The following is a 12,196-nucleotide window of genomic DNA, read 5'->3' on the forward strand; positions in this document are numbered from 1 at the left end:
GCCCCGTCAAATTATCGCTGCGGTAAATATTGCAGCGGGTTTACGGATTTCCCCTTGTAACGAATTTCAAAATGCAAGCGTGTAGAACTGGTGCCGGTGCTACCCATAGTAGCTATTTTTTGCCCCGCCTTAACTTCTTGTTGTTCCCGGACCAGCATTGTATCGTTATGGGCGTAGGCACTCAGGTAATCATCGTTATGTTTGATGATAATAAGATTACCGTAACCACGCAGAGCGTTACCGGCATACACAACGCGCCCGTCTGCGGTCGCGATGATAGCCTGTCCTTTACTCCCTGCGATATCGATCCCTTTATTCCCACCTTCGGTAGAAGAGAAGTTCTCGATAACCTTGCCGTCAGTTGGCCAGCGCCATGCAGAGATTGGCGAACTGGTTGATGTACTGCTGGCAGTCGGTTCGATAGAGCTAACCACAGGTGCCGTAATCGGTGCTGTGACAGTCGTCGCAGTCCCTTTATTATTAGGCAACATTTTGTTAGCACTCTGATCACCTGAATCCTCAGAATACGTAATTACCGGTTGCGAAGCAACCACTGTGCTGGATTTTTGTGCAGGCTTAACACTGTTGTTCTGCGCGGTCACGTCGGCCGCTGAAACTGTGTTGCCAGGCGTTAGTGGCGTGCCTGTCGCATTACCAACCTGGAGCGATTGACCCACTTCCAACCCGTAAGGTGCCTGTACGTTATTACGCTGAGCCAGGTCACGGAAATCGTTCCCGGTGATCCAGGCAATATAGAACAACGTATCACCGCGTTTCACGGTATAGGTGCTGCCACCGGTATAGCTACCTTTCGGAATATTCCCGTACTTCCGGTTATACACGATGCGGCCATTTTCGGTCTGCACAGGTTGTTCCACAGGTTGAATCTGTGTCGGCTGCGAAACCGGGCGCTGAACGGGCTGAATTTGCGGCGTCTGTTGAACCGTTGATGTGCCCATTTTAGGTGGAGGGGTAATCAACATTCCGCCGGACGTACTACCCGAGCTGCTGTTCCCGCCTACCGTGCTGACCGGCGCAGGTGCGTTACCAGAACTTGAACAGCCTGCCAGCCATAGCGAAACCAGTGATAATGCCGCAACACGGCTGATGGTGAATTTTGGGCTTCCCGCGCTCATTTATCCCCCAGGAATGTGTTAACTACCAGTGACTTAAAAATAACCGTGATGGCACGAACCTTTTGCGCCACACCATACGCTGAATTTGCCTTAATAACCCTGGATAATTCTGAGTCTCAGGCCAGCTCTCCCTTAACAAGAGGCACAAAGCGTACGGCTTCCACAGTATCGATAATAAACTCGCCGCCACGCCGACGAACACGCTTCAGAAGCTGCTGCTCGTCGCCCACGGGCAGGACAAGAATGCCGCCTTCATCCAGCTGCGATAAGAGTGCAGCTGGGATCTCAGGCGGCGCTGCCGTCACGATAATGGCATCAAACGGAGCGCGAGCCTGCCAACCCTGCCACCCATCACCATGACGTGTTGAAACATTATGTAAATCAAGTTGTTTCAGGCGACGACGCGCCTGCCACTGCAAACCTTTAATTCGCTCGACCGAACAAACATGGTGAACCAGATGCGCCAGGATCGCGGTTTGATAACCCGATCCGGTGCCAATCTCCAGCACGCGGGATTCTGGCGTCAGTTCCAGTAACTCCGTCATGCGCGCCACCATGTAGGGCTGCGAAATAGTCTGACCCTGCCCGATAGGCAGCGCCACGTTTTCCCACGCTTTGTGTTCAAACGCCTCGTCTACAAATTTCTCACGCGGGACCTGGGCGAGCGCATCCAGTACATGCTCGTCAGCGATCCCCTGAGCGCGTAATTGTTCCAGAAGAGTTTGTACACGTTTGCTTACCATTGCGTGTTCACTCCAACGCGATCCAACCAGTCCGACACCACATCATGCGCGTTATAAGCGGTTAAATCTACGTGCAATGGCGTAACCGAAACGTACCCTTCATCCACCGCGGCGAAATCGGTATCCGGCCCGGCATCGTGTTTTTCGCCTGGCGGGCCAATCCAGTAAAGCGTATTACCACGCGGATCCTGCTGCGGGATCACCTGATCGGCCGGATGGCGGCTCCCACAACGGGTTACGCGAATACCTTTGATTTCGTCCAGAGGCAGGTCAGGTACGTTAATATTGAGGATACGGCCCGTACGCAACGGTTCGCGGTTGAGCGCGCGCAAAATGGAACAAGTGACTGCCGCTGCCGTTTCGTAATGCTTGTGGCCGTTTAACGAGACCGCCAGTGCGGGAAATCCCAGATGGCGGCCCTCCATTGCGGCAGCAACCGTACCGGAATAGATAACGTCATCACCCAGATTCGGGCCAGCATTGATGCCGGATACGACGATATCCGGGCGCGGGCGCATAAGCGCATTCACGCCCAAAAATACGCAGTCCGTCGGCGTGCCCATCTGGACAGAAATGTCGCCATTTTCAAAGGTAAAGGTGCGAAGCGACGACTCCAGCGTCAATGAGTTAGACGCCCCACTGCGGTTACGATCGGGTGCCACAACCTGCACATCGGCAAATTCACGCAGGGCTTTCGCCAGCGTCTGAATGCCTGGGGCGTGGATCCCATCATCGTTACTCAGCAATATTCGCATAGTCACCCGACGTGTTGATAAGTTCCCTGACAACACTGGTGGCAAAGCTACCTGCCGGCAGCCAGAAGCGTAACTCGACGGTCACGTCATCCCACCAGTTCCAGCTCAGCTGTTGCGGGTAGAGCAGCATCGCACGGCGTGCTGCTTCGACTTTTTCCCGCACCAGCAATGATTGTAATTCTGACGCATCTGCCACGGCCAACTGCTCTGCGGCCAGCGCTTCACCCTGAGTACCCCACTCGCCCGTACCGGGCAATGCAGCGGTAATCATCAGGGATTTGGCATCCACGCGCGACTGCACATCGGCCATTTCTTCAGCCGTTGCCACAAACCAGCTCCCGCGTCCCGCTAATTGTAGCGCATCGCCGACAACAACTTGATTCGCGTCCGGTTTTTTCAGTCGTTCGCTCACCATTTGATTAAACAACGCGCTTCGGGCTGCCGACAACCAAAAACTGCGTTTATTCCTGTCACGAACCGGGGCATCGCTTTGCGCCCAACGCAACGCGCCCTGAATGTTACTGCCACCAATACCGAAACGCTGCGCGCCAAAGTAGTTCGGCACGCCCTGCTCGTTGATGGCATTCAGGCGTTTTTCAACGTCGTCGCGGTTCGTTACCTCACGCAGCACCAGCGTGAAGTCGTTACCTTTCAGCGCTCCCAGGCGCAGCTTGCGCTTGTGGCGGGCATATTCCAGCACTTTACAGCCTTCAAGCTCAAACTTGCTTAAGTCCGGCATCCCATTGCCCGGTACGCGCGCGCAGAGCCATTGTTCGGTAACCGCGTGTTTATCTTTTTGGCCTGCAAAGCTCACTTCACGGACGTGGATTTTCAGAAATTTAGCCAGCGCATCCGCCACAAAGCGGGTATTGCAGCCGTTTTTCAGGATGCGGACCAGGATGTGCTCGCCTTCCCCGTCCGGTGCGAAACCTAAATCCTCGACCACGACAAAATCTTCCGGGCTGGCTTTCAGCACGCCGTTACCCAGAGGTTTGCCGTACAGGTATGTCAGGTTGTCGAAGTCTGTCATTTTGCCGCCTTCACCAGAAGCGCCACGGCCTCACAGGCAATACCTTCACCCCGACCGGTAAAGCCGAGCTTTTCGGTGGTGGTGGCTTTAACGTTAACGTCATCCATATGGCAACCCAGATCTTCGGCAATGAATACGCGCATCTGCGGGATGTGCGGCAGCATTTTGGGCGCCTGAGCAATGATCGTCACATCCACGTTACAAAGGCTGTAGCCTTTGGCCTGGATACGGCGCCAGGCTTCGCGCAACAGCGCACGGCTGTCAGCCCCTTTGAACGCCGGGTCGGTGTCCGGGAACAGTTTGCCAATATCGCCCAGCGCAGCAGCGCCCAGCAACGCATCGGTTAACGCGTGCAGCGCCACGTCGCCATCAGAATGCGCCAGCAGCCCTTTTTCATAAGGAATACGTACGCCGCCAATGATAATTGGGCCTTCTCCGCCAAAGGCGTGTACATCAAAACCGTGTCCAATTCGCATTATGCCTTCTCCTGATGGGTCGAACGGGTAAGATAAAATTCCGCGAGCTGTAAATCTTCAGGACGTGTCACTTTTATATTATCAGCGCGTCCTTCAACCAGCTCAGGGTGAAAACCGCAATACTCCAGCGCCGAGGCTTCATCAGTGATGGTCGCACCTTCTTTAAGCGCACGCGTTAAGCAATCGTGGAGTAACTCGCGGGGGAAAAACTGTGGTGTCAGCGCGTGCCACAAATCAACGCGCTCAACGGTATGTGCGATAGCCTGTTTGCCCGGTTCGGCACGCTTCATGGTGTCGCGCACTGGCGCGGCCAGAATGCCGCCTACCGTGCTTGTTTCGCTCAACGCCAGCAGGCGTGCAAGGTCGTCCTGATGCAGGCACGGACGCGCGGCATCATGCACCAGCACCCACTGCGCGCCTGCGGCAGCCTGAATGCCAGCCAGCACGGAGTCGGCGCGCTCTGCGCCGCCATCAACAACGGTAATTTGCGGGTGATTCGCCAGTGGCAGTTCGGCAAAACGAACATCGCCGGGGCTGATAGCGATAACGACGTGCGTCACCCGTGGATGCGCCAGCAGCGCCGCCACGGAGTGCTCAAGGATCGTTTTATCGCCAATTGAGAGGTATTGCTTTGGACATTCTGTCTGCATACGCCGGCCAAAACCTGCGGCTGGCACCACGGCGCATACGTCCGAAAAAGTAACTGCCATGTCGTAATCCTGGGCCTGATTATCGATTGTTTTGTGCTGAGCCCTGATTGCGTTTAGACGCATCCGGTACCAGACGATAAAACGTTTCGCCCGGCTTAGTCATACTGAGTTCGTTGCGTGCGCGTTCCTCAATCGCCTCTTGCCCGCCATTGAGGTCATCAATTTCAGCAAAAAGTTGATCGTTTCGCGCCTTAAGTTTGGCGTTTGTTGCCTGCTGAGCCGAGACATCATCGCTCACCCGGCTATAGTCGTGTAGCCCGTTCTTACCGAACCACAGCGAATATTGCAGCCAGACCAGCAAAGCCAGCAACAGCAGCGTTAGTTTACCCATCCTGCCCCCTGAAAAACGGCATCATCATCCTATAACTTTCCCCGGGACTCTTCGCCGGGGTTACAGAGATGCCGCAACATCGCGGGCAAATGTACCACATTTTTTCCGCAGAATCGCCCTGCACAATATCGTCACACAGTTGGTTACGGTTTGAATTATGGCTGAAGTTAGCCCATGAGCCACAAAAATAACAGACCAAACATCAAGACCACCGTCACAATCGTGACGATCGCACTATATAGGAGTTTGCCATTGAGTAGCGAATGGAGCGCAATGCCAACCACGACCGCAACGGGCATCAGCGCAAGGAAGAAAGGCCAGGTATAGAGAAAGAAGAACAGCGTGTTACCGCCGTAGATAAGAAAAGGGATACCCAGCGCCAGCAACCACGAGACGAAGCCGACTATGGCCCCAGGAAATGACCAGGTCGTCTCGTCGTCGGTCGATAACGGCTCCGACCCGGTGGTGATAATGTAGTTTTCACTGTTGCGCATAGCTAATCCTGTGACCATGACTCATCGTTCGGGAAGACAGCTCCCGAACGATACCGTCTCAGGATCTGATAATATCGTCCCGTCTGAGCAGGTCTAATAATTGGCTCACTAAATTTGTTACCAATTGTTGACCTTCCAGGTGAATCTCTGGGGATTCAGGCGCTTCGTATACCGAGTCAATTCCAGTGAAGTTTCGCAGTTCACCCGCACGGGCTTTTTTGTAGAGTCCTTTTGGATCGCGTGCTTCGCAGATTTCCAGCGGGGTATCAACAAACACCTCGATAAAGCGATCGTGGCCCACCCGCTCACGCACCATCTGGCGCTCGGCGCGATGAGGCGAGATAAACGCGGTCAGCACCACCAGCCCGGCATCGGCCATCAGGCTCGCCACTTCCCCGACCCGACGGATATTCTCTTTACGATCGTCATCGCTGAACCCCAGGTCGCTGCACAGGCCGTGGCGCACGTTGTCCCCGTCCAGCAGATAGGTACTTACCCCCTGCTGATGTAACGCTTCTTCCAGCGCCCCCGCGACCGTGGATTTACCTGAGCCAGACAGCCCGGTAAACCACAGCACAACCCCACGATGACCGTGGAGTTGTTCACGCTGAGCAACCGTCACCGGATGAGGATGCCAGACGACGTTCTCATCATGTGCAGCCATTACTTGCCTCCCAGCAGATCGCGCGCGCCCCAGTGCGGGAAGTGCTTACGCACCAGTGCATTCAACTCCAGTTCAAATTCACTGAATTCAGAGGTTACAGCAGCCTTGTCATTTGGCTCACGCACCATCCCTGCACCCACGGTCACGTTAGAGAGTCGGTCGATAAAGATAAGCCCGCCAGTCACCGGGTTCTGCTGGTATTGATCCAGCACCAAAGGCTCGTCAAAGGTGAGATCCACCAGACCGATGCCGTTCAGCGGCAACTCTGCCACTTCACGCTGCGTCAGGTTGTTGATATCCACCTGGTACTTAATGCCGTCCACGCGCGCACGGGTTTTCTTGCCTGCAATTTTGATGTCGTAGCTTTGGCCGGCTTTCAGTGGCTGCTCAGCCATCCATACCACATCCACAGCAGCGCCCTGAACGGCCGCCAGCGTTTCATGGGCATCAACCAGCAGGTCACCGCGGCTGATATCAATTTCGTCTTTCAACACCAGAGTGACCGCTTCGCCAGCGCCCGCTTCTGGCAGATCGCCATCGAAGGTCACGATACGCGCAATGGAAGACTCCACGCCCGAAGGCAGCGCTTTCACTCGTTGCCCAACCTGCACACTGCCTGACGCAATCGTGCCGGAAAAACCACGGAAATCCAGGTTCGGACGGTTAACGTACTGCACCGGGAAACGCATCGGCTGGGTGTCGACCACACGCTGAATTTGAACGGTTTCGAGCACTTCCAGCAGCGTCGGGCCACTGTACCACGGCATATTCGCGCTCTGGGAAGCCACGTTATCGCCTTCCAGCGCGGAGAGCGGCACAAAGCGAATGTCCAGATTGCCCGGCAGCTGTTCAGCAAAGGTCAGGTAACTCTGACGGATCTCATCGAATTTCTCTTCGCTGAAATTAACCAGATCCATTTTATTGATCGCCACCACCAGGTGTTTGATCCCCAGCAATGTGGAGATAAAGCTGTGACGACGGGTCTGATCCAGCACGCCTTTACGCGCGTCGATCAGCAGGATCGCCAGCTCACAGGTCGATGCACCGGTGGCCATATTACGGGTGTACTGTTCATGCCCCGGGGTGTCGGCGATGATAAATTTGCGTTTTTCGGTAGAGAAATAACGATAAGCGACATCAATGGTAATGCCTTGCTCACGCTCAGCCTGTAAGCCATCCACCAGCAATGCCAGATCCAGCTTTTCACCCTGGGTGCCGTGACGTTTGCTGTCGTTGTGCAGGGAAGAGAGTTGGTCTTCATAAATCTGGCGCGTGTCGTGCAGCAGACGGCCAATCAGAGTACTTTTCCCGTCATCGACGCTGCCGCAGGTCAGAAAGCGCAGCAGGCTTTTGTGCTGTTGCGCGTGCAGGTAGGCTTCAACGCCACCTTCATCAGCAATTTGTTGAGCAATAGTGGTATTCATGGCGGCTCCTTAGAAATAACCCTGACGTTTCTTCAGCTCCATGGAGCCTGCCTGGTCGCGGTCAATCACGCGGCCCTGTCGCTCGCTGGTAGTGGACACCAGCATCTCCTCGATGATCTCCGGCAGCGTCTGCGCGTTAGATTCCACTGCGCCGGTCAGCGGCCAGCAGCCGAGGGTACGGAAACGCACCATCTGTTTTTTGATCACTTCGCCAGGCTGCAAATCAATGCGATCGTCATCGATCATCATCAGCATCCCGTCACGCTCCAGCACCGGACGTTCAGCGGCCAGGTACAGCGGAACAATCTCGATATTTTCCAGATAGATGTACTGCCAGATATCCAGCTCGGTCCAGTTAGAGAGCGGGAAAACGCGAATGCTTTCGCCTTTGTTGATCTGGCCATTGTAGTTATGCCACAGCTCCGGGCGCTGGTTTTTGGGGTCCCAGCGGTGGAAACGGTCGCGGAAGGAGTAGATACGCTCTTTCGCACGGGATTTTTCTTCGTCACGGCGCGCGCCGCCGAAGGCCGCATCAAAACCGTATTTATTCAGCGCCTGCTTCAGCCCTTCGGTTTTCATGATATCGGTGTGTTTGGCACTGCCGTGGACGAACGGGTTAATGCCCATCGCCACCCCTTCCGGGTTTTTATGCACCAGCAGCTCGCAGCCGTAGGCTTTTGCAGTACGGTCGCGGAATTCGTACATCTCGCGGAATTTCCAGCCGGTATCCACGTGCAGCAGCGGGAACGGCAGTGTGCCCGGATAAAACGCTTTACGCGCCAGATGCAGCATCACGCTGGAATCTTTACCGATGGAGTACATCATCACCGGGTTAGAGAATTCGGCAGCCACCTCGCGGATAATATGAATACTCTCCGCTTCGAGTTGCCGCAGGTGAGTCAGTCGTTTTTGGTCCATAACCGTTCCTTAAGCCAAATTTATAACAGAAGAACCGAAGCCTTCTGTGTCGGTTGTGTGTTGAAACCAGGCGAGCGTGCTGTGCAGCTGCACCACTTCACCCACCACAATCAGGGCGGGCATAGGCGCGTCTTTCGCAAGGTGTACAAGGTCTTGTAGTGTGCCGGTGGCAACGTGTTGGTCGACGCGTGTCCCGCGAGAGATCACGGCCACTGGCGTTGTCGCATCGCGACCATGCTGAATAAGCTGTTCGCTGATTTCCGCCGCTTTCATCGTGCCCATATAGATGGCAAGCGTTTGTCGGCTCTCGGCCAGATGCGACCAGTCAAACGGTGTGCTGTCGGCCTTGTAGTGGCCGGTTACAAAGGTCACGCTCTGAGCGTAATCACGGTGAGTCAGCGGGATACCGGCGTAGGCTGTTACCGCAGAGGCCGCGGTAATACCTGGCACCACCTGGAACGGTACACCCGCCTCGGCAGCGGCCTGAAGCTCTTCCCCGCCACGGCCAAAGATGAACGGATCGCCCCCTTTCAGGCGCACCACGGTTTTGCCTTCTCTGGCTGCCGTAATCAGCATCTGATTGGTTTCGTGCTGTGGCACGGCGTGTTCACCGGCGCGTTTACCCACGCAAATCTGTTCGGCATCGCGGCGGATCAGTTCGCGCACGCCGTCGCTCACCAGGTGGTCGTAAAATACGACATCCGCATCCTGGAGAACCTGTAGGCCGCGCAGGGTTAACAGCCCGGCATCACCCGGCCCTGCGCCTACCAGAATGATTTCACCGCTTCCGCTGCCGGGGTTATCCAGTTCATCTTCCAGAATCTGCTGCGCTGCGGCTTCATTACCGGCGTGCATCAGGCGGGCAAAACGGCCACGGAAGACGCGCTCCCAAAAGCGACGACGCTCGGCCACGCTTGTCAGACGCGTTTTCAGATGGTTACGCCAGTAACTTGCTTTCTCGGCCATACGCCCGAGGCTTGTGGGCAGCAGTGCTTCTATTTTTTCCCGCAGCACCCGCGCCAGAACCGGGGCCGTGCCACCAGAGGAGATGGCCACCAGCAGCGGCGAACGGTCAACGATCGACGGGAAAATGAATGAACACAGTGATGGATCATCCACCACGTTTACCAGACGAAACCGGGACTGTGCCGCCAGAGAGACCCGACGGTTAAATTCACGATCGGGGGTTGCGGCGATCACCAGCACCACGCTGTCTATCTGCGATTCGTCGAACTGCGCGTCAGTAACGACCTGCACCTGTGCGCCAGCACGATGCAAGAAAGCAATTTTGCGATCGGCAATCTCACCCGTGCCAACCACCAGCACGGGCCTGTCTTTTAGGGCAGCAAATAAGGGCAGATAGTCCACAAGCACCAACTCACTAACAACCAGGAATAGTGGGACTATAGGGGTCGGTTTAGATCGAATGAAATTACGAATTGGAATGAGTAGTTACTCAATGGAATAACGCCGTGAAAAAGCAAATATCAAAAAGTGCTTAACACACGAAATTTCGGGCATTTAAGAGCAATTCAAATTGTGTATACCGGGTCACAGTTTCATACTAAGCCAGTTAAAATTTTGCTCTGTTTTTAAGGACTCACTATGTTTTCCGCAACGCGCCACCGTATTGCTGCCCTGGCGCTCGGCGTTTGCTTTATCCTTCCGGCCCAGGCAAAAAATCCACCGTACGGCGAAATTGCCAGTACCCAGGCGCGACATATTGCGACTGTCTTTCCTGGCCGTATAACCGGCACGCCAGCCGAGATGCTCTCCGCCGACTATATCCGCCAGCAGTTTGCCGGGATGGGCTACCAGAGCGATATTCGGGCCTTTCACAGCCGGTACATCTATACCTCACGCAATAACAGCAAAAACTGGCATAACGTGACCGGCAGTACGGTCATTGCTGCACATGAAGGCAAGAGCGCCCAGCAAATCATTATTATGGCGCACCTGGATACCTTCGCCCCGATGAGCGATGCCGATACCGACAACAACCTCGGCGGCCTGACGCTTCAGGGAATAGACGATAACGCGGCGGGTCTGGGCGTGATGCTTGAACTGGCCGAGCACCTGAAGAATATCCCGACGAAATACGGTATTCGCTTTATCGCGACCAGCGGTGAAGAAGAAGGAAAACTCGGCGCTGAGAATATCCTTAAGCGCATGAGCCCTGAAGAGAAGAAAAATACCTTGCTGGTGATTAATCTCGATAACCTTATCGTCGGCGACAAACTCTATTTTAATAGCGGGCAGAGTACGCCAGGAAGCGTGCGCAAATTAACCCGCGACCGGGCGCTGGCGATTGCCCGCAGTCAGGGCGTCTACGCCACCAGTAATCCGGGCGGTAATCCTGCTTATCCACGTGGAACAGGCTGTTGTAACGACGGTGAAGTGTTCGATAAAGCCGGCATTCCGGTATTGTACGTGGAAGCAACGAACTGGGCGCTGGGCAAAAAAGATGGTTATCAGCAGAGAGCCAAATCTAAAGCCTTCCCGAACGGAACAAGCTGGCATGATGTGAGGCTTGATAATCAACAGCACATTGATAGCGCGCTGCCGCAGCGTATTGAACACCGTAGCCGCGATGTGGTGAAAGTGATGCTGCCGCTGGTGAAGGAGCTGGCGAAAGCGGGTAAAGCCTGATGGGTATTTTCCCCTCACCCCAGCCCTCTCCCCATAGGGGCGAGGGAGAAAAGACGGCTCCGGGCGATCCCCTCTCCCCTATGGGGAGAGGGTTAGGGTGAGGGGGAGTTAATGGGATCACCCTTCGTGCAATCCGCACTCTCGCTTGAGCCCAAAGAATCGCGTCTCTTCTTCCGCCATTCCCGGTTCCCATTTACGCGTGGTGTGGGTATCGCCTACAGACAGATACCCCTGGTCCCACAGCGGATGGTACTTCAGCCCGTGTTTTTGCAGATACTGATAAACCGTACGGTTGTCCCAGTCGATAATCGGCAGCACTTTGAACACACCGCGCTGAACCGCCAGCACCGGCAACGTGGCGCGGCTACCAGACTGCTCGCGGCGTAAACCGGCAAACCAGGTCTGTGCATTCAGATCTTTCAGCGCACGGTTCATCGGCTCAACTTTGTTGATTTCATTGTATTTCTCAATGCCTTCAACGCCCTGCTCCCACAGTTTGCCGTAACGCGCCTCCTGCCAGGCCGCGCTTTCAGTCGCGCGGTAGACTTTCAGGTTCAGCTTGAGCTTGTCCGTCAGCTCATCGATAAACTGGTAGGTTTCCGGGAACAGGTAGCCGGTATCGGTGAGGATCACCGGAATGTCTGGTCGGATCTGATTCACCAGATGCAGACTGACTGCCGCCTGAATACCAAAGCTCGACGAGAGCACATAGTCACCCGGCAGATTTTCCAGCGCCCACGCCACACGCCCTTCGGCGTCCAGCTTTTCCAGTTGTGCGTTGGTTTCTGCCAGTGCAAGGATGCGCTCGACTTTTGGCAGGTCGTTAAGGGCGTTTAGATCGAGTACGGACATAAGAACCTCGTTTG

At 55.1% G+C, this 12,196-nt stretch carries 14 protein-coding genes; 1 reads left to right on the forward strand and 13 read right to left on the reverse strand.

The window, feature by feature from the left end; all coding sequences use genetic code 11:
• Nucleotides 1-11 precede the first annotated feature (11 nt).
• The 12 genes from nlpD to cysG form a co-directional block, all read right to left on the reverse strand.
• Nucleotides 12-1,136, reverse strand: a complete 1,125-nt coding sequence (gene nlpD, locus HV107_RS04715; protein ID WP_182062242.1) for a murein hydrolase activator NlpD — start codon at nucleotides 1,134-1,136, stop codon at nucleotides 12-14.
• A 116-nt stretch (nucleotides 1,137-1,252) separates the two neighbouring features.
• Nucleotides 1,253-1,879, reverse strand: a complete 627-nt coding sequence (locus tag HV107_RS04720) for a protein-L-isoaspartate(D-aspartate) O-methyltransferase (RefSeq protein WP_014071545.1) — start codon at nucleotides 1,877-1,879, stop codon at nucleotides 1,253-1,255.
• Nucleotides 1,873-2,634, reverse strand: a complete 762-nt coding sequence (surE, locus tag HV107_RS04725; protein WP_182062243.1) for a 5'/3'-nucleotidase SurE — start codon at nucleotides 2,632-2,634, stop codon at nucleotides 1,873-1,875. The genes HV107_RS04720 and surE overlap by 7 nt, the downstream gene beginning before the upstream one ends.
• A complete protein-coding gene (truD, locus tag HV107_RS04730; protein WP_182062244.1) occupies nucleotides 2,615-3,664 on the reverse strand; it encodes a tRNA pseudouridine(13) synthase TruD in 1,050 nt (349 codons plus the stop codon). Before truD ends, surE begins: the two co-directional genes overlap by 20 nt.
• Nucleotides 3,661-4,140, reverse strand: coding sequence for a 2-C-methyl-D-erythritol 2,4-cyclodiphosphate synthase (gene ispF / locus HV107_RS04735; RefSeq protein WP_014071548.1), 480 nt, complete (start codon nucleotides 4,138-4,140; stop codon nucleotides 3,661-3,663). The genes truD and ispF overlap by 4 nt, the downstream gene beginning before the upstream one ends.
• Complete coding sequence (ispD, locus tag HV107_RS04740; protein WP_182062245.1) at nucleotides 4,140-4,850, reverse strand: 2-C-methyl-D-erythritol 4-phosphate cytidylyltransferase; 711 nt, start codon at nucleotides 4,848-4,850, stop codon at nucleotides 4,140-4,142. Before ispD ends, ispF begins: the two co-directional genes overlap by 1 nt.
• Before the next feature lie 19 nt (nucleotides 4,851-4,869).
• Nucleotides 4,870-5,181: a cell division protein FtsB gene (ftsB, locus tag HV107_RS04745; protein WP_182062246.1), complete on the reverse strand. Its 312-nt coding sequence runs from the start codon at nucleotides 5,179-5,181 to the stop codon at nucleotides 4,870-4,872.
• Nucleotides 5,182-5,348: 167 nt separating this feature from the next.
• Nucleotides 5,349-5,675 carry a DUF3561 family protein gene (locus HV107_RS04750; protein ID WP_182062247.1) on the reverse strand — a complete coding sequence of 109 codons (327 nt, stop codon included), beginning with the start codon at nucleotides 5,673-5,675 and terminating at the stop codon, nucleotides 5,349-5,351.
• A 58-nt stretch (nucleotides 5,676-5,733) separates the two neighbouring features.
• The gene (gene cysC, locus HV107_RS04755) at nucleotides 5,734-6,339 is read right to left on the reverse strand and encodes an adenylyl-sulfate kinase (protein ID WP_182062248.1); all 606 of its coding nucleotides are present in this window, start codon (nucleotides 6,337-6,339) and stop codon (nucleotides 5,734-5,736) included.
• A complete protein-coding gene (gene cysN, locus HV107_RS04760; protein ID WP_182062249.1) occupies nucleotides 6,339-7,763 on the reverse strand; it encodes a sulfate adenylyltransferase subunit CysN in 1,425 nt (474 codons plus the stop codon). Before cysN ends, cysC begins: the two co-directional genes overlap by 1 nt.
• Before the next feature lie 9 nt (nucleotides 7,764-7,772).
• Nucleotides 7,773-8,681 (reverse strand): sulfate adenylyltransferase subunit CysD, encoded by a 909-nt coding sequence (gene cysD, locus HV107_RS04765; protein WP_008499613.1) that lies wholly within the window; start codon nucleotides 8,679-8,681, stop codon nucleotides 7,773-7,775.
• A 9-nt stretch (nucleotides 8,682-8,690) separates the two neighbouring features.
• Nucleotides 8,691-10,040 (reverse strand): siroheme synthase CysG, encoded by a 1,350-nt coding sequence (gene cysG, locus HV107_RS04770; RefSeq protein ID WP_182063459.1) that lies wholly within the window; start codon nucleotides 10,038-10,040, stop codon nucleotides 8,691-8,693.
• A gap of 246 nt (nucleotides 10,041-10,286) precedes the next feature.
• Between cysG and HV107_RS04775 the strand changes: the two genes are divergently transcribed.
• Nucleotides 10,287-11,330 carry an aminopeptidase gene (locus tag HV107_RS04775; RefSeq protein ID WP_182062250.1) on the forward strand — a complete coding sequence of 348 codons (1,044 nt, stop codon included), beginning with the start codon at nucleotides 10,287-10,289 and terminating at the stop codon, nucleotides 11,328-11,330.
• Between the two features lie 117 nt (nucleotides 11,331-11,447).
• Here the strand turns inward: HV107_RS04775 and cysH are convergent, their stop codons facing one another.
• Nucleotides 11,448-12,182: a phosphoadenosine phosphosulfate reductase gene (gene cysH, locus HV107_RS04780; protein ID WP_182062251.1), complete on the reverse strand. Its 735-nt coding sequence runs from the start codon at nucleotides 12,180-12,182 to the stop codon at nucleotides 11,448-11,450.
• Between the last annotated feature and the right edge of the window lie 14 nt (nucleotides 12,183-12,196).

Origin of the sequence: Enterobacter sp. RHBSTW-00175 (assembly GCF_013927005.1) — a bacterium.
In the GTDB taxonomy this organism is placed as follows: Bacteria; Pseudomonadota; Gammaproteobacteria; order Enterobacterales; family Enterobacteriaceae; genus Enterobacter.